The sequence below is a fragment of the uncultured Veillonella sp. genome, assembly GCF_905209685.1.
In the GTDB taxonomy this organism is placed as follows: Bacteria; Bacillota; Negativicutes; order Veillonellales; family Veillonellaceae; genus Veillonella.
Window position 1 is genome coordinate 1 of record NZ_CAJLUB010000025.1, and the last position, 17,980, is coordinate 17,980.

Annotated in this window: 17 protein-coding genes and 1 riboswitch; of the genes, 16 read left to right on the top strand and 1 reads right to left on the bottom strand. The window is 37.6% G+C overall.

All coding sequences use genetic code 11. From position 1 onward, the window contains the following. From potE to QZ055_RS03520, 7 genes are all read left to right on the top strand, one after another. Positions 1–1,088, top strand: a 1,088-nt coding sequence (gene potE / locus QZ055_RS03490) for a putrescine-ornithine antiporter (RefSeq protein WP_295824664.1), incomplete at its 5' end; no start/stop codon positions are given. A 300-nt stretch (positions 1,089–1,388) separates the two neighbouring features. Further along, a riboswitch (cobalamin riboswitch) is annotated at positions 1,389–1,576 on the top strand. Between the two features lie 167 nt (positions 1,577–1,743). Then, positions 1,744–2,682: a nickel ABC transporter permease gene (gene nikB, locus QZ055_RS03495; protein WP_009661547.1), complete on the top strand. Its 939-nt coding sequence runs from the start codon at positions 1,744–1,746 to the stop codon at positions 2,680–2,682. Continuing rightward, on the top strand, positions 2,682–3,503 hold the full coding sequence (gene nikC / locus QZ055_RS03500; RefSeq protein WP_295824667.1) for a nickel transporter permease: 822 nt from the start codon (positions 2,682–2,684) through the stop codon (positions 3,501–3,503). The genes nikB and nikC overlap by 1 nt, the downstream gene beginning before the upstream one ends. A gap of 148 nt (positions 3,504–3,651) precedes the next feature. Further along, the gene (locus QZ055_RS03505) at positions 3,652–5,220 is read left to right on the top strand and encodes an ABC transporter substrate-binding protein (RefSeq protein ID WP_295824669.1); all 1,569 of its coding nucleotides are present in this window, start codon (positions 3,652–3,654) and stop codon (positions 5,218–5,220) included. Positions 5,221–5,232: 12 nt separating this feature from the next. Then, entirely contained in the window at positions 5,233–6,030 is a 798-nt protein-coding gene (locus QZ055_RS03510; protein WP_005385379.1) for an ABC transporter ATP-binding protein, read from the top strand. Beyond that, complete coding sequence (locus QZ055_RS03515; RefSeq protein ID WP_295824670.1) at positions 6,023–6,838, top strand: ABC transporter ATP-binding protein; 816 nt, start codon at positions 6,023–6,025, stop codon at positions 6,836–6,838. The genes QZ055_RS03510 and QZ055_RS03515 overlap by 8 nt, the downstream gene beginning before the upstream one ends. 318 nt (positions 6,839–7,156) lie before the next feature. Beyond that, positions 7,157–8,710: an ABC transporter substrate-binding protein gene (locus tag QZ055_RS03520; RefSeq protein WP_295824672.1), complete on the top strand. Its 1,554-nt coding sequence runs from the start codon at positions 7,157–7,159 to the stop codon at positions 8,708–8,710. Positions 8,711–8,833: 123 nt separating this feature from the next. Here the strand turns inward: QZ055_RS03520 and QZ055_RS03525 are convergent, their stop codons facing one another. Further along, the gene (locus QZ055_RS03525) at positions 8,834–9,769 is read right to left on the bottom strand and encodes a DUF3829 domain-containing protein (RefSeq protein ID WP_295824673.1); all 936 of its coding nucleotides are present in this window, start codon (positions 9,767–9,769) and stop codon (positions 8,834–8,836) included. Positions 9,770–10,084: 315 nt separating this feature from the next. Between QZ055_RS03525 and QZ055_RS03530 the strand changes: the two genes are divergently transcribed. The 9 genes from QZ055_RS03530 (at position 10,085) to queC (ending at position 17,656) form a co-directional block, all read left to right on the top strand. Then, positions 10,085–10,672 (top strand): phospholipase D-like domain-containing protein, encoded by a 588-nt coding sequence (locus QZ055_RS03530; RefSeq protein WP_295824675.1) that lies wholly within the window; start codon positions 10,085–10,087, stop codon positions 10,670–10,672. Beyond that, positions 10,633–13,032: a DUF3427 domain-containing protein gene (locus QZ055_RS03535; protein ID WP_295824677.1), complete on the top strand. Its 2,400-nt coding sequence runs from the start codon at positions 10,633–10,635 to the stop codon at positions 13,030–13,032. Before QZ055_RS03530 ends, QZ055_RS03535 begins: the two co-directional genes overlap by 40 nt. A 5-nt stretch (positions 13,033–13,037) precedes the next feature. Further along, on the top strand, positions 13,038–13,442 hold the full coding sequence (locus QZ055_RS03540) for a (deoxy)nucleoside triphosphate pyrophosphohydrolase (protein ID WP_295824679.1): 405 nt from the start codon (positions 13,038–13,040) through the stop codon (positions 13,440–13,442). A gap of 120 nt (positions 13,443–13,562) precedes the next feature. After that, positions 13,563–14,108, top strand: a complete 546-nt coding sequence (locus QZ055_RS03545; protein WP_295824680.1) for a hypothetical protein — start codon at positions 13,563–13,565, stop codon at positions 14,106–14,108. A 132-nt stretch (positions 14,109–14,240) separates the two neighbouring features. Then, positions 14,241–14,693, top strand: a complete 453-nt coding sequence (locus tag QZ055_RS03550) for a hypothetical protein (protein WP_295824682.1) — start codon at positions 14,241–14,243, stop codon at positions 14,691–14,693. Between the two features lie 222 nt (positions 14,694–14,915). Further along, complete coding sequence (locus QZ055_RS03555) at positions 14,916–15,734, top strand: sulfurtransferase (RefSeq protein ID WP_295824684.1); 819 nt, start codon at positions 14,916–14,918, stop codon at positions 15,732–15,734. A 91-nt stretch (positions 15,735–15,825) separates the two neighbouring features. Continuing rightward, positions 15,826–15,972, top strand: a complete 147-nt coding sequence (locus tag QZ055_RS03560) for a hypothetical protein (RefSeq protein ID WP_241567136.1) — start codon at positions 15,826–15,828, stop codon at positions 15,970–15,972. Between the two features lie 170 nt (positions 15,973–16,142). After that, positions 16,143–16,898 carry an exodeoxyribonuclease III gene (locus QZ055_RS03565; RefSeq protein ID WP_129823436.1) on the top strand — a complete coding sequence of 252 codons (756 nt, stop codon included), beginning with the start codon at positions 16,143–16,145 and terminating at the stop codon, positions 16,896–16,898. A gap of 68 nt (positions 16,899–16,966) precedes the next feature. Next, the gene (gene queC / locus QZ055_RS03570) at positions 16,967–17,656 is read left to right on the top strand and encodes a 7-cyano-7-deazaguanine synthase QueC (RefSeq protein ID WP_039968958.1); all 690 of its coding nucleotides are present in this window, start codon (positions 16,967–16,969) and stop codon (positions 17,654–17,656) included. Positions 17,657–17,980 lie beyond the last annotated feature (324 nt).

Consider the following 17,980-nt stretch of genomic DNA (forward strand, 5'->3'; position numbering starts at 1 on the left):
CTGGACATTTTATGGCGAGCTATGCTTACAGCATATCTCTCATCATTGCTAATATAGCGATTGCAGTTTCCGCAGTTGGCTATGGCTCAGAATTCTTTGGTGTTGATCTAAATGCAACGCAAACAAGTCAAGTAACGATTGTCTTGTTATGGTTTGCAGCGATTTTGAACTTTAGAGGAAACCGCTTTACAGGTCAGCTCAGCAATATTACTATTTGGGGCTGTATTGTGCCAGTATTACTTATTGGTACAATTGGTTGGTTCTGGTTTAGCCCAGATACGTATTTGGCGGCATGGAATCCAAACGACTTGCCGTTCTTTGAAGCAATTAAAGAATCTATTGCTTTAACATTGTGGGGATTCCTAGGGTTTGAATCTGCAGCAGCAAATGCAGATGCTGTAGAAAATCCAAAGAAAAACGTGCCAATTGCAACATTTGCAGGTACATTAGCAGTGGCGGTGATTTACATCTTGTCCACGAATGTTATGGCCGGTATCGTGCCTAACACAGAATTACTTAATTCCAATGCACCATTTGGTCTCACATTTGCATACATGTTTAATGACACAATTGCAAATGTTATCATGGCGCTCATGATTATCTCTTGCTGTGGTGCTTTACTTTGCTGGCAATTTACATTGTCTCGCGTATTCAAGAATGCAGCAGAGGCAGGTTATTTCCCTAAGGTGTTTGCTCGTGTAAACAGCAAGGATGCACCTGTGCGTGGCGTATTTATCTTATTAGCGATTGAAACAATTCTTACATTATTCACAGCTAATGATTCTTTACGCGATCAATTCCAGACATTGGTAAACCTTGCGGTTGTAACTAATGTAGTGCCTTATATTCTCTGCATTATTGCAGTACCAACTATGATGCACATGTCTGGATTGGAAAAACGTCGTATTGATCGTTTCTATTTCGTTGCTGTTGCAGGTGTTTTATACTGTTTATACGCAGTATATGCGTGCGGTGTTGATGCCATGCTCGGTAGTGCTGTTGCAGTAACTATTGGCATTTGCATTTATATGATACGCAAAGGTTGGGTAGCGTATCGTGCACAACGATTCCAACAAAGTATCGATTAATTGAATACTCTCTCGTCTTATAGAGGCTGTCACTTCGGTGATAGCCTCTTTTGGTTATATGCATAGCAAAATGTTTTATATGTAAATTAAATCAAAATACAAATGTAAATATATACGTTATATACAGAAAAGAAAAGTAAATAAAGCAATTATTTCAAGAAATGGGGGCACAATATACGAAGTAATGCATGTAAATAATAATGAATATTGTTTTTATGAATAATTATGATTGATTGACGAATATACACTAAGGGGTATATGTATTGTTGGAGAATTATAAATATAGTATATTTATAATTGATAAAAGTGAATAAACTGAGTGTCGGTTCTACCGAGCGTAAAAGAGGAAAATAGGTGCAAATCCTATACTATGAAAATAGCTGTAATGAGGAGCAATATTTCGTATTAGGGTCACTGGGAAACTGGGAAGGCTGAAATATTGTGATGAGTCAAAAGTCAGAAAGCCTGCTCAATCTTGCGGGGCATCGTGCCACAGCATGGTGTTTTTCTTTAGGTTAGTCAGGCGGCTAATCTTTTTTTATGGTTATTTCATAGATTTTATTACACGGCATCATATTATATGTTTACTCTCTATGTGTATCTATGTTTATTCACTATTATGTGTTTTTATTTGAAAAGGGTATAGGAGGTGCCTATGGGCAAACGCTTTGCCAAGCAATTAGGACAGTTTATTGTTACCTTGTTTGGCATCACATTTTTGACATTTTGTCTCACCTATTTAGCGCCAGGGGACCCAGTTACCATGCTATTGGAAACGGCGGATACTATCGTGTCTCAAGAGACGATTGATGAAACTCGAGCACAATTGGGGTTGGATAAGCCGTTTATCGTACAGTATGCAAACTGGGTAGTCAATGCAGCACAAGGTGACTTAGGAATGAGTTACTCTGCTAAAAAACCGGTAGTAGATCGCATGCTAGAAGCATTACCTGGTACGATCGCATTAGCTGGAACTGCATTGGTATTTACGATTCTCTATGCATTACCGGCAGGTATACTGAGTGCGTATAATCGGAATAAATGGATAGACTATGTACTGAGAAGCCTTTCCTTCATAGGCGTATCTATGCCGACATTCTGGTTAGGCCTTGTATTAATCTATATTTTTGGCTTAAAGCTTGGTTTAGTTCCAATTGCTTCGTCTCGTATAACGGCGACAGGTGTTATTTTACCAGCTGTTACATTAGCGGTTGTCGTTGGCTCTAAATACATGCGTCAGGTTCGACTCGTTATTCTTGAAGAGATGCAAAAGGATTACGTCATCGGTGCCCGTGCGCGTGGCGTGAGCGAAATGAAGATTTTATTCGGTCACATTCTACCTAATGCCATATTGCCGTTGATCACAATTTTAGGTGTTCTAATCGGTTGGTTATTAGGTGGTGTAGCGGTAGTTGAAATGGTATTCTCCTGGCCTGGTCTTGGGAATATGGCCATTTACGCCATCACTATGCGTGACTATCCATTGATTGAAGGTTTTGTGTTATGGGTTGCTATTGCATATATGTGTATCAATGCTTTAGTTGATGCATCCTATGTTCTATTAGACCCTAGATTGAAAAGGGAGAGAGCATAATGAAAGAATTTATTCAGAAACATAAATTGTTCTCTTTCTACACTGCATTGATGCTTATTATCGTATTCATTGCTATTTTTGCACCATGGCTTGCGCCGGGCGATGCTTTTTCCTCAGATATGACAAAAGCATTACAAGCCCCTAGCGCACAACATTGGTTTGGTACCGATAAATTGGGCCGTGACGTATTGTCTCGTATCATTTATGGTACTCAATTATCCTTGTTCATGGGTGTATCCATTGTAGTGATTATGGTAAGCATTGGTACAGTTATCGGTGCCGTAGCAGGTTACTTTGGCGGCAAGGTTGAAATGGTTCTTATGCGCTTGGCGGATATTATGTTATCCTTCCCAGGTGTAGTACTCGCCATTGCAATCGCCGGTATCTTAGGTGGTAGTATTGTAAATACCATCTTAGCATTATCGGTTGTAGGGTGGGCTAAATATGCGCGTCTTGTACGTTCTATGACGTTGAAAGTACGTGGTGAAGAATATGTAACGGCAGCCGTTATGATGGGTGCCTCTACATGGACGATTTTACGTCGTCATATTATCCCTAATATTTTGCCCCTCGTTGTAACCACAGGTGCGCTCGATATTGGGGCAATCATGATTGAGGTAGCAGGTTTATCCTTCCTTGGATTCGGTGCACAACCACCAACACCTGAATGGGGCCTTATGCTTAACGAAGGCCGCCAGTATTTGCAAACGAGCCCTTGGCTTATGGCATTCCCTGGCATGTCTATCCTTATTGTAGTTGCTATCTTTAACCTTTGGTCTGACTCTCTACGGGATGTAGTAGACCCTAAAAATCAAGGTTAGTTTAGTGTGATGCTTATTTATAGATGGTTTTGTGACAGTTGTCGGATAAATAAGCAATACTATGGTTTTTCTATTATGACTATTGTAAATTTAGTAGTCATGATGTGTATATTTTATGGTTATATGTAATTGTACAAGGAGATTTTACATGAAAAAATCTTGGAAAAAGGCTCTCTTAGCAGGCCTCAGCATTGTAATGATGGGTTCCTTCATCGCTGGTTGTGGTTCCGATAACAATGGTGCTGCTAATAAGGATGTTTTAAAAGTTGGTGTAACTAACTTTGCCTCTTCGTTAGATCCTACGGAAAATTTCTTCTCTTGGGTTGTCATGCGTTATGGTATAGGTGAAACATTGACTAAGTTTGATGAGCACATGAAGCCTCAACCTTGGATTGCATCTAAATGGGAAGTGTCTCCAGATAAGAAAACTTGGACTTTCACAATTAATGATAAGGTGAAATTCTCTAACGGTAAAAAAGTTGATGCCGCAGCGGTAAAAGCTTCTATTGAGCGTTCTTTTGAAAAGTCTAATATTGCAAAAACGTTCTTTAATTATGATTCTATTGAAGCAAATGGCCAACAATTAATTATCAAAACAGATAAAGAATATCCTAATATGCCAGGTCTTTTGGCAGATCCAATATTCTTAATTGTTGATGTGCAATCTGAAAAAGATGGCCGTAACTTCGCTAAAGAAGGTCCTATCGGTACAGGCCCATATGTAGTAAAATCTTTCACTAAGGAACGTGCTGAAATGGCGGCGAATGAAAATTACTGGGATGGTGCAGTACCGTTTAAAACCGTAGAAATCCCATCCATCGACGATCCTAATACGCGTGCTATGAGCTTGCAATCCGGTGATGTAGACATGGCTGTTAATATCGGCCCTGGTGAAATTGGCTTGTTCCAAGGCAATGACAAATTTAAAGTAGATGAAATTGCATCTCTTCGTGTTGTGTTAGCACGTATCAATCAAAAAGGTATTCTTGGTGACGACAAGGTTCGTGCTGCTGTAATCTCTGCAACAGACCGTAAAAACTATGCAGATGTATTATTAAAGGGTACATTCATTCCTGGTTCCGCTCCAATTCCACCATCTATGGACTACGGCTTCAATGACTTGAAAGATCCTAATGCGTATAATCCTGAACGTTCTAAACAATTGTTAGCTGAAGATGGCTGGAAAGATACTGATGGCGATGGTATCCTTGATAAAGATGGCAAACCATTAACATTCAACTTCGTTGTATATAACTCTCGTGCAGAATTACCACTTTATGCAGAAGCTGTCCAAGCCGATCTTAAAAAAGTTGGTATCGATATGAAAATCAAAACAGTTGACTACAACTTGATTGATAAAATGGGTCAAGATGGCGATTATGATATGCTTATCTCCAACATCGTAACTGCTAATACAGGTGATCCAATCTGGTTCTTAGCTAACTACTGGCATACTAATAATAATGGTTCTAACCCTCAAAACGGTTCTGGTTACTCCAATCCACAAGTTGACCAATTGTTAGATGCTGCTGAAACTGAATTTGATCCTGCAAAACGTCGTGACTATGCAATTCAAATTCAACAATTATTGATGAATGATGGTGCTGCATTGTTCTTAGGTTACCCTAAAACTAATATCGTTACTGGTTCTTACTTGAAAGGTGCTGTCATGTACCCAAGTGATTACTACTGGATTACTAACAAAATTACAAAATAGTAAGGAGCTATAATGGCAGAAAACATACTAACTGTAGAGAACCTTAACATCGCGTACCAAGGTGTGCCTGCTGTTATGGATGTAAACTTTACCTTGGAACGCGGTAAGGTATTGACCATTGTAGGGGAATCTGGATCCGGTAAAACTACCGTGATCCGGGCCCTCATGGGTTTATTGCCTATAGGTGGTGAGGTCACAGATGGTACAATGCTCTTTAATGGTCAAGACCTTCGCACCCTATCTAAGTCTGAATGGAGAGCTATACGTGGTAAAGACATGGCCATGATTTTCCAAGATAGTGGTAGTGCTTTAGACCCAATAGTTCGCATTGGTAAACAGTTTAGAGAATTATTCAAATCTCATATAGAAATTACCAATGATGAATGTGATCGACGAGCAATTGAGTTATTAGAATCTGTTTCTCTCCCTAATGGGGCAGATATATTGCGCCGTTATCCACATGAGTTATCCGGTGGTCAACGCCAGCGTGTGGGTATTGCTATGGCATTAGCGCTGGATCCTGCGTTATTAATTGGTGATGAACCTACATCTGCTTTAGATGTAACAACACAATCACAAGTTGTTATGCAAATGCTAGAACTTGCTAAAGAGCATAATTCTGCTATCGTAATGGTTACGCATAACCTTGGTGTAGCGGCCTATATGTCCGACTATATCATTGTTATGAAAAAGGGCCGTGTTGTTGATGCTGGCACACCGCAAGATATTTTAGAAAACCCATCTAATGAATATACGAAACAATTAAAAGATGCTGTACCAACATTGGAAGGAGGTCGTTACATTGACTAACTACGCTGTAGAATTAAAAAATGTATGTAAACGATTCCCACTTCCTACTGGTGGTGAGCTCGAAGCGTGTAAGAGTATTAATATCACCTTAGAAAAAGGCGAGTCCCTTGGGATTGTAGGGGAATCTGGCTCTGGTAAAACGACTTTGGTTCGTATGATTATGAAGATGCTGCCTATCACAGAAGGCGAGATTTATGTAGATGGTGTAGAGATTCAACATATGAACTCTGAGCAAACGAAAGAATACCGCAAGAAAATTCAAATGGTATTCCAAGATCCATCTGCAGCCTTCAATCCGCGGATGAAGGTAAAGGATATTATTCTTGAACCGTTATACAATTTTGGGCTTCTTGAAAAAGGCAAAGAAGAACAAATCGCAGGTGACTATCTTGAAATGGTAGACCTACCTCGCGAGTTCATGCATCGCTATCCTCATGAAATGTCTGGTGGTCAACGCCAACGTGTTGCCATTGCTCGTGCTATCGTATTAGAGCCTGAAATTCTTGTATTAGACGAAGCTACTAGCGCTTTAGACGTATCTGTACAAGACTCCATCGCCTATCTATTAGCGCGTTTACAAAAAAAGAAAAATTTAACATACCTATTTATCGCCCATGATATTGCGTTCATCCGTACTATGTGCCACAAAGTGGTTGTCATGTATAAAGGCGCTATCGTTGAAGAGCTAGATGCATTCCATTTAGCAGATGCAAAGCATCCTTATACAAAGGTTCTATTGAGCTCCATCTTTGAAATTGGCCAAGATCATAAGCCACTTACTTTAGAAGAAGCGGCGGTAGAAGCATAGGACTTTGATACATCTTATCAGACTTCCCATTGTAGCGATTGCTTAACATATTCGACTAGAGGACTCAACTACTAATATAGGTAAAATACAATAGGTACATATATAATAGCAGTTAGCTTTAGAGCTAACTGCTATTTTGTATGTTACCTATCTATACAGATTTGCTCACATGCATATAATCATATCGAAAATTTTCTCAAAATGATTGTGTTAACACTAAATATATAGTATAGTTGACTAAGTAATATACCCCTATGGGTATATTTGAAATATGCTCATATGAAGTGATATACATATAGAGAAAGGTTAGGTGTGTGAATGAAAGGATTACGTAAGGCGTTACTGGTTGGTATGATGCTGGGTGTTACGGTTCTTGGTACTGTAGGCTGTATGAATCAATTATCCAATTCATCTAATGATATATTAAAAGTAGGGGCCATTAGCTTTGCTGGTACCTTAGAACCAACAGAAAACTATTTTAGTTGGGCTGTTGTACGATATGGTGTTGGTGAAACACTCATAAAATTTGATGACCATATGAATGCTACACCATGGTTGGCAACATCATGGAAACAAAGTGATGATAAGCTGACTTGGACTTTCACCATCAACGATAAGGTTAAGTTCTCTAACGGTAATGCTCTTACTGCTGAGGCCGTAAAGGCGTCTTTGGAACGAACCTTTGCGAAGAGTAAACGGGCAAAAACATTCTTTAATTACACTGAAATGACGGCTAATGGTCAAGAGCTCACAATTAAGACCGATAAGCCTTATTATAATTTGCCAAACTTGTTGGGAGATCCATTATTCTTGATTATGGATGTTACGGCTGAGGCAAATGGTCGTGATATTGCGAAGGAAGGTCCTATTGGTACTGGTCCTTATGTAGTGACATCATTTACAAAAGAGCGTGCTGAGCTAGCACGGAATGATAACTACTGGGATGGCAAGCCAGGCTTCGGTAAGGTTGAAATTCCATCTATTAACGATGCCAATACACGAGCTATGGCATTGCAAGCGGGTGATGTAGATATGGCCGTTAGCATTGGACCTGGCGAATATGGTATCTTCCAAAACGATAAGAAATTTACTATTTATGAAGAATCATCCTTACGTGATGTATTCGTTCGGATGAGCCAAAAAGGCAAGCTTAAGAATGCTAATCTTCGAGCGGCCCTCATTGCCGGAGCGGATCGTGAGTCCTATGCAAAGAACCTTATGAAGGATACCTTTATTGCCGGTAAGGCTCCATTGCCACCGTCCATTGATTATGGATTCAATCAATTGCGGGATCCTAATAAATATAATGTTGAACGTGCTAAAGAATTACTTAAACGTGAAGGTTATATTGATACAAATGGTGATGGCATTGTAGATAAAGATGGTGAAAACCTAGTGCTTGATTTCTATGCCTATACATCTCGTCCTGAATTGCCATTATATGCAGAGGCATTACAAGCGGACTACAAAAAAATCGGTGTAGATTTACAAATTAAAATCATAGACTATGCTGTGATTGATACATTGGCGCAATCTGGGGATTACGATATGCTCATCTCTAGTGTAGTTACTGCTAATACTGGCCAACCTGTATGGTTCTTGAAACAATACTGGGGGACCGGTGCTGAGGCAAATGGTTCTGGATTCTCCAATCCACGTTTCGATGAATTGTTAGCTCTTGGTGAAAGTGCCAACGATCCATTAGTGCGTCGTAATGCGTTGATCAATGCACAACAATTGATGCTAGATGATTCGATAGCACTCTTCCTTGGATATCCTAAGATTAATATTGTAGGGAATAACAATATCGATGGTATTAAGATATCTCCATCTGAATACTATATCATTACGAAAGACTTAAAACGGAAATAATTTTATTATATAAACCTATAGTAATGAAACTTGTTTATATAATTTAAAGTAGTTGTAGACATATCAAAAGAGGACTAGCCACGGCTAGTCCTCTTTTTGTAGTTAGTTATTTTTTGTAGTTAGTTATTTTTTCTTTTGATCTGTTGCATCAAGTTCTGCCATATTTACGATATTTGCTTTACCAACCATTTTGTTATATTTAATAAATAGTTGTGTATATGCTTCGCCGTAGGAAGAATTGATGATGATATAGTTGCGAGCCTCTGCGACAAATTCTTTTACGGAATCTTGATACTCGCGAACTGCGTTTTGCGTTTCTGATGTTGTACCAGGTTGTAATTTGTTGATGCGTTGCGTGATTTGTTGCAAGTTTGCTTCAACCTTTTGGGTATCCGTATTTCCATCTGGATCGATAAGATCGATTGTTTGGGCCGTCATGAGATTTAACTCGATGAAGTTAACTGCATTTTCACGTTTTTCACCTTGATATTCAGTCATGCGTTCTGTATAGAGCTCATTATTACGATTATCTAAGGCTAAATCTAAAGCGTTGTATGTAGCGTAGAATTGTTCAGCTAGAGGTACATACTGTGCTGCTAACTCATCGCTACCTTTGAAATTATCTTTTTCAAAACGACGTTCTACATAGTAGGCTTGCAATTGATCCGCAACAGGAATCAATTGATCTAGCACTGCTAATACATCATTAGTTGATTGGTTTACATCTTCGTATGGAGTAGGGCTATCTTGCTTTGCAGCCTCTAATGCTGTTTTAAGATCTTTGTATTTAGGTAATGTAATCGTCGTGTTATGGGACCCATTACGTAACTCTTCGAGAGTTGGTTGTAATTGATTTGCATAGGCTACACTGTACGCGTTATATGAGTCTAATGCGACGATATAAGGTCGGATAGCGTTGATCTTGTCGTCAACGGTTGATCGATATAAAATTGTCGTTGTATTGGATGACAAGAGTGTATACACCCCGTAGATCCCACCACCGATAATAGCGACGCCAAGTATAACGGCTGCTATTAACTTGATGTACCCCTTTTTCAACTGCGCACGCTCCTTGAAAATACACTAACTCTTTTTGGATCCGTTTGGGCGGACTACGCCCCTAAGAGTCATTAGTTATATTATATCATAAACTTACGTCCCAAAAAAGACGTATAGAGCGGAGAATCATAAGGAATAGATGAAATTATTCGATGTGAACATATATTAATATTTATAATTCGCGATTTATAGATGAATAACATTAGAAGAGCTTTATAGAAACAAGTTATTTTGTATAAAAATATATTTTCCTAGACGCTGCAGCTGCGGCTGGTATAATAGCAAGTATAGTATTCATTATATGGGGAGTCTATTATGTCAGAATCGAATCGTTTGCTTAATTTTGCTACGTCTTCAGAACTCATTGCAAACGGGGAAGGGCGCAATGTGCTATCTGCTATTGAAGATGGCTTGCGCAATTGTGATGAGTTTTTAATATCTGTAGCGTTTATAACACCAGAAGGCCTACTAACATTAAAACCAATTCTTAAAGAACTAGAAGAACGTGGAGTACATGGTCGTGTGTTAACGACAGATTATCTTGGTTTTAATAGTCCAAAAGTTTTGGAAGATTTAGGAAGTTTAAATAACATTGATTTAAAGGTGTACTGTACGACTCAGGGGAGTAACCATGGTTTTCACACAAAGGGCTATATTTTTAAAAAAGATGAGTCTTATCAGATTATAGTGGGTAGCTCTAACTTAACGATTAATGCATTAAAGAAAAATCGAGAGTGGAATACCCGTTCTGAAGCCCATTGCGACGATACATATGCACGTGAGATTACGGAAGAGTTTGATTTATATTGGAATTCCGAGTTTGCCATTCCCTATGAAGAGTTTATTCCTTGGTATAGGCCTCGATGGGTACGACCAGATCATACTTCACAAACCGCGAGGTGATAGAAAGAGCAAAGAGTGGTAGATTCTTTCATACTTCACAAAAGAATATTGCTGAACAGTTTAGAAAAGTAGAGTTAGTACAATTAGAACCTAATAGCATGCAAGAGCAGTTTATTAATAATTTCAATGAATTGAGAGCTAATAACGCTAAAAGGGGGCTTTTAATTTCTGCAACAGGTACGGGGAAAACTTATGCAGCCGCATTTGCTATGCGTGAAATGAATCCGAAAAGAATATTATTCTTAGTACACCGTGAACAGATTGCAAAACAAGCGATTAAAAGTTTTGAACGTGTTTTTAATGATAGTTCTATTCACTTTGGACTCGTATCTGGACATGCTAAGATGTATAACGCTACACACGTCTTTTCTACTATGCAGATGATGGGGCGCGACAATGTAATGAGACAATACGATCCAAAGTCTTTTGATTGTATTATTATTGACGAAGTACATCGTGCAGGATCTGATAGTTACCAACGTATTATTGATTATTTTAAACCAGAATTTCTATTAGGTATGACAGCGAGTCCTGAGCGGACTGACGGATACGATTTGTATGAGCTTTTTGACCATAATATTATTTATGAAATTCGGTTACAACAAGCCTTAGAAGAAGATTTACTTTGTCCATTCCACTATTTTGGGATTAGTGACTTATGGGTAGATACTCAAGAAGACCTATCAGATATGGAGGTATCTTTCTCTAATTTATCTACAAAAGAGCGAGTGGATAAGATTATTGAAAAGATTCGTTACTTTGGTCATAGTGGGAGTCGAGTAAAAGGACTTGTGTTCTGCAGTAATAGAGTTGAGGCAAAGGCTTTATCTGACGCTTTTAATGAGCGGGGGATTTATCGCACGGTAAGTTTGACGGGTGAGGATAGCCAAGAAATTAGAGAGAAAACGATCGCTCGATTAACAGGAACTGGAGAGTATCAAGGTAGACTTGATGAGCAGTTGGATTATATCTTTACTGTAGATATATTTAATGAAGGCGTTGATATACCTGAAATCAATCAAGTTATTATGTTACGTCAAACTGAAAGCCCAATAATTTTTATTCAACAGTTAGGGCGTGGACTTCGTAAGTTTGAAGATAAGGAATATGTAGTTATCCTTGATTTTATTGGGAACTATACAAATAACTTTATGATTCCCTTGGCACTATCTGGTGATAGAAGTTATAACAAAGATACATTGCGTCGATATGTACAAGCAGGTAATCGTATTATCCCTGGTAGCTCAACAGTACATTTTGATAAAATTGCGAAACAACGTATTTACGAATCTATTGATACGGCTAAATTAGATAGTGCGGAATTAATTAAGTCTGCCTATTTTGACTTAAAATATAAATTAGGATGTGTACCTAAGATTAAAGATTTTCGAGAATATGCTTCACTAGATATCGTTAAAATTTTCGATAAATATGGATCATATCATAATTTTCTTATTAAGATTAAAGACAAAGATTATGGCGTGAGCTTTTCTAATACGCAAGTACAAATGCTTCAATTTATATCTCAAAAGCTTGCAACTGGAATGCGTGTTAGGGATTTGTTAGCACTTAAATACTTATTATCTACAGATGGTAGGATTATTCAATCTGTTTCTGATGAACTGAGTAGTGAATATAATGTAAAATTAACAGACTTGGGAATAGTAAATTTAGTGAATATATTGACTAATCAGTTCTCTGTGTCTAAAAATAAAAAAAGGTTTAAAGATTGTATTTTTATAAGAAAACATAGTAAAGACTATTGTATATCAGAACAGTTTGAAGAGGCGATTTCTGATTTAGAGTTTAAATCGAATATAGAGGAATTAATCGATTTTGGAATTACTCGATATAAAAATCAATATGAAAAGGCGCTTGTTGAAAATACACCGTTTTCACTATATGAAAAATATAACTATGAACAAGTTTGTCAATTATTAGAATGGCCTAAAAATGTAGTAGCTCAAAATATGGGTGGATATAAATATAATGAGGAGACAAATACCTATCCAGTATTTATCAACTATCATAAAGCAGATGATATACAAGAGAGTATTAGATATGAAGATAGTTTTATTAATCCTTTTATATTAAAAGCAATTTCAAAAGCTCCTAGATATTTGCGTTCAAAAGATGTTAAGCGTATTCTACGAGCTAATGAACTAGATATTGCGATGCATTTGTTTGTAAGAAAGAATAAGCTTGATAAATCCTTTTACTATTTAGGCCCAATTAATCCTAGGGATCCCAAATATGCAAAAGAGATTATTATGTTAAGTGGTAAGCCCGCAGTAGAGCTGGAGTATCAACTTGAAGTGCCCGTACGGGATGATATTTATGATTATATTATTAATGGGTAAGAATTATGAGTGAACAACGAAAACATATTGAGGTCGTAGCAGCAATTATCAAAAAGGATAATACTATATTAGCTACGCAACGTGGTTATGGTGATTTAAAAGATGGCTGGGAATTTCCAGGTGGTAAAATTGAGTCTGGTGAAGCTCATGAAGTAGCATTAAAGAGGGAGATTAAAGAAGAACTAGAAGCTGATATTGCTGTTCAAGAACATATTATTACTATTGAATATTCAGGTTATGAGAAGTTTGATTTAACAATGCATTGCTATTTATGTTCTTTGGTAAATGATTCTGATATTACTCTATTAGAACATGAAGCGGCAAAATGGCTTTCAAAAGAGACTTTATACTCAGTAGACTGGTTACCTGCTGATATTGAAGCAGTTGATGCGATCTATAAACGCTTATAATCTTTAGTACTAGTATAAACTTTGGTTTTATTAGGTGATGAGCTTCAAAAGATTGATGCTATTAAAAAAGAGCTCTCATATAGAGCTCTATTCTTTTAGTATTTTAAGAAAGGTTAAGTTATGTTGTTACGTCTTATTAGACTATTTACTTTAACAGTTACTTTTATTTGTATTTCTATTACAACATTTGCTATTTCTTTAGGTGAATTACAGAACTCATCACAGTTTTGGCGTGAACGTCATGATAGTAGCAGTGATATTTATTTAGATTTGAATTCTGTACAGAATGTTCTTTATGAACCGCCAAAATATACCCTAAAATTCAAAGTATATACAGTTGATAAGCAAGATAAGTATATTGCTGAAGGAGAGGTTACAGCCGATTATAATTATAATAAGTCAGTAGAAGATATATTAAAAAAGAACAATTTATCCAAAGTACCATATAATTCAGAGAAGATAAAGTCTACCGTGAAAAAAGCTAAGTTAAAAGATTCGGGAATTGTAAATAGCCTTAAATTTAGTACTATTTATGACTTTAATGGAAAGGTGATATATTCTGGAAAACCAATTAAGACAGCTGAAAATATCAAGGTTGATGCAACTTCAAGTGCGTATATTATCTCAGTAAAGGCATTTAAACAATATTATACAGTTATCTTTTAATTACGAAGAGTCTCTATCCCTGATAGAGGCTTTTTTAGTCATAAAAATATTGTAATTCTCATTACTTTCTCATTAATTCTAAGTAGGATATAAACTATTATAATATGTTGAAATATAATAGGAGAGAGATTTATGAGCGAGAATGCATACGTGTGTCCATATTGTCAGTCGGAAAATATTCAAAGTTATAATATTGCTTATGCAGGTGGTTTTTCTAATGTAAATGGCGTAACTACAGGTATAGGTATAGGTGCTGGTGGTCGAGTAGGTGTTGGTATTGGCAATACAGTAGGTACTCAACAAACAGCACTTTCTATGATGGCAAAACCTCCGATGAAAAAATCAATTGCTACATTTATTTTAAAGTGGTGGATTGCGATTCAATTTGGTCTCGTATTATTGCTTTGGATTTCCGGTCTAAGTAAACATGAGGCTTCTCTTATCATTTATTTTGGTGCATATGCGTTGTTAATCTACAAAACATATCAACGTTATGTATGGAATAGAGACATATATCCAGGATTACGTCGCGACTGGGAGCATACATATATATGTTTACGTTGTGGGAATTCTTTTCTTTTATAATTGAAATACAACCATACAATATAAAGGTACGCCTATAATACTATATAGGTGTACCTTTTATTTTGTATGGATAGGATATTTGTAATGTGAAAGAGCTATTAGAACATATTGGCGTATCGTTTAAATTATATTTTCATATTCATTGTCCATACTTTCATATCGTTATATAATAATATTATCAGATTTGTATTTTTCGATATAATTATATGAAAGGAGTACAACATGTCAAATTTTATCACTCCTAAAGAATTATTAGCTTGTCTCGACGAGGTCATTATTTTAGATGCTCGTGGTTATCAAGATTATCAAAAAGGTCATATTAAAGGCTCTTATGCGGTGGATTTAAATAAGGATTTAACAGGTCCTTTGGGCGAGCATGGCGGTCGTCATCCATTGCCGGATATGGAGCGTTTGGCTCATACTTTTGAGTCTTACGGGATCACTCGTGATTCCAAGGTTGTTGTATATGACTCTTGGCTTTTCTTGGCGGGACGTTTATGGTGGACGTTGCGCTACATGGGTGTAACGGATGTACGCGTATTGTCTGGCGGTGTTGAACGCTGGATTAAGGAAGGTCATGTTCTAACTAAAGAACCAACTCCGTTACCTGCAGAACCGTCTGTTTTCAACTATGAATTACAAACGCATATGGTTATGAGTCGTGATGAGGTTCTCAAGGCTAGTGAAACGGGTGACCATGTTATCATTGATGCTCGTGCGCCGTTCCGCTACGATGGGTCTCAAGTAGATACGATGGATGGCATGACTGGTCACATTCCTGGTGCTATTAATCATTTTTATGAAAGTGGTTATACCGTAGATGGTCCTAAGTCTGTAAAAGATTTAGAAGCCGAGTACTATAATGAAATCTATCAAAATAGACCTGTTGTGACCTATTGTGGCTCAGGGGTAACCGCTTGTAATGCGCTGTTAACTATGAGCGAAGTGGGGCTTGAATCGGCTTTATATGTTGGTAGCTCTAGTGATTGGGTAACCTATGACGGTTTCCCACTTAAGACTGGTGTAGAAACATTACGATAATACAGGAGGGCAAATGAAAATTTTAAAACATCTACTAACCCTTGTTGCTTTCGGTTATTTGTGTTATCACATCTATACCTTCGGGCCCGGCATGTTTAATGTTACGGTGTTGGTAATTCTTGTTTTATCTTCCATAGCTAATTATTTCCGTGAAAAACGTGAAAGTGATCTTAAAGCAAACGAAAACGCTCGAAAGGCTCGTGCGGAAGCAAGACATGCAAAGAAACACAAACAATAGTAATGTACAACTTTCTGGCTGAACTGTATAACATACTATAATTGCTAATATAAATAAGCATATTATGAGTATAAATAAGAATATTTTTGAAATATAAGAAAATGATTAACATAGAGGCTTTCACAAACTATATTGGTATGTAAAAGCACTATTAGAATAAGGAGTAAGCATTGAAATTAATTTCTTGGAATGTAAACGGCCTTCGTGCGGCTGTAACAAAAGGATTTATGGAATCCTTTAACGAACTAGATGCGGATATTTTCTGTTTACAAGAAACAAAATTGCAACCTGATCAAATTTCTTTGGAATTGCCAGGCTATGAGCAATATTGGAATAGTGCTGTGAAAAAAGGCTATAGTGGTACGGCTGTATTCACGCGCATTAAACCGTTATCCGTAACTAATGGTATTGGCATTGAAGAACACGATCAAGAGGGCCGTGTTATTACTGCTGAATATGACAATTTCTATTTAGTATGCTGCTATACGCCAAATAGCCAACGTGAATTGGCTCGTCTTGAGTACCGCATGACTTGGGAAGATGCATTCCGCAATTATTTACTTGAGTTAGATGAGAAAAAACCAGTCATTCTCTGTGGGGACCTTAACGTGGCTCACCAAGAAATCGACCTTAAAAATCCTAAGACAAATCGTAAAAATGCAGGGTTCTCTGATGAAGAGCGTGCAAAAATGACCGAATTATTAGGTGCTGGTTTTACAGACACATTCCGTCACCTGTATCCAGATGCTATTGAGGAATATAGCTGGTGGTCTTATATGGGCAAAGCTCGTGAACGAAATACGGGATGGAGAATTGACTATTTCATCACCTCTAAACGTCTTGACGACAAAATTCAAGAAGCTAAAATTCACCAACAAATCTTTGGCTCTGATCACTGCCCAGTAGAATTAGATATCGATTTATAATATATTGAAAGTATAATCTACAGCCTCATCTTAGGATGGGGCTGTTGTAATAGGTGAAAGGAGAGTTTATGGCTCAAAAACAAAAGGCTGTTGTCCTATTCAGCGGTGGTGTAGATAGTACTACATGTTTAGCGCTAGCTATTGAAAGATTTGGTAAAGACAATGTAGTGCCGTTATCCATTCAATATGGTCAAAAACATAGTAAAGAACTAGAAGCTGCTGCATCTATTCTCGCTTATTATGGAATTGAAGGTAAAACGATGGATGTCACTAAATTATTTGCCTTCAGCAATTGCTCTTTATTGACCCAATCCACAGAAGCAATACCTCAAGGTTCATACAAGGAACAACAAGAAACAGAAGGGGAAGGTACGGTTAGCACCTATGTGCCATTTAGAAATGGTCTATTCCTATCTGCGGCGGCTTCCTTAGCCTTATCTCTAGACTGCGGCTATATCTACTATGGTGCCCATAGCGATGATGCGGCTGGTAATGCATACCCAGACTGTACAGAACACTTCTATAAATCCATGGGAGATGCTATCTTCGAAGGATCCGGCAAAGAATGCTCCTTAGAAGCACCATTCATCAACCATAACAAAGCAGACGTCGTAAAAGAAGGCCTACGACTCGGCGTACCATACCACCTAACATGGTCCTGCTACGAAGGCGGCGACAAACCATGCGGACACTGCGGCACCTGTATCGACAGAGCCGAAGCATTCCGCGCCAACGGCGTTGAAGACCCAGCACAATAATAGAATTTCTCTATACCCACCAAAACTGGATTATATTAGTAGCCGCCTTTTAGGCGCTACTTTACTAGATATTCTTATAGATAAGATAGTATATTGAAGATTAGGTGGACTTATATGTCACTAGCTCGCCTCAACTGACTTAGACTAGTTGAGGTGCTTTGATGAGTAATATACTTCGTATTATTTATCATTTGGAGGATGCTGAGTTAAAGCGGCCTTTAGAATTACTAATATCCGTAACGTTGATTTGCTAAATTCGCAGTGGTGGTAGATACCTTTTCAAAGAGCGACTTTGGCAGGTCGAGGCCCTAGGCCGATGACCGT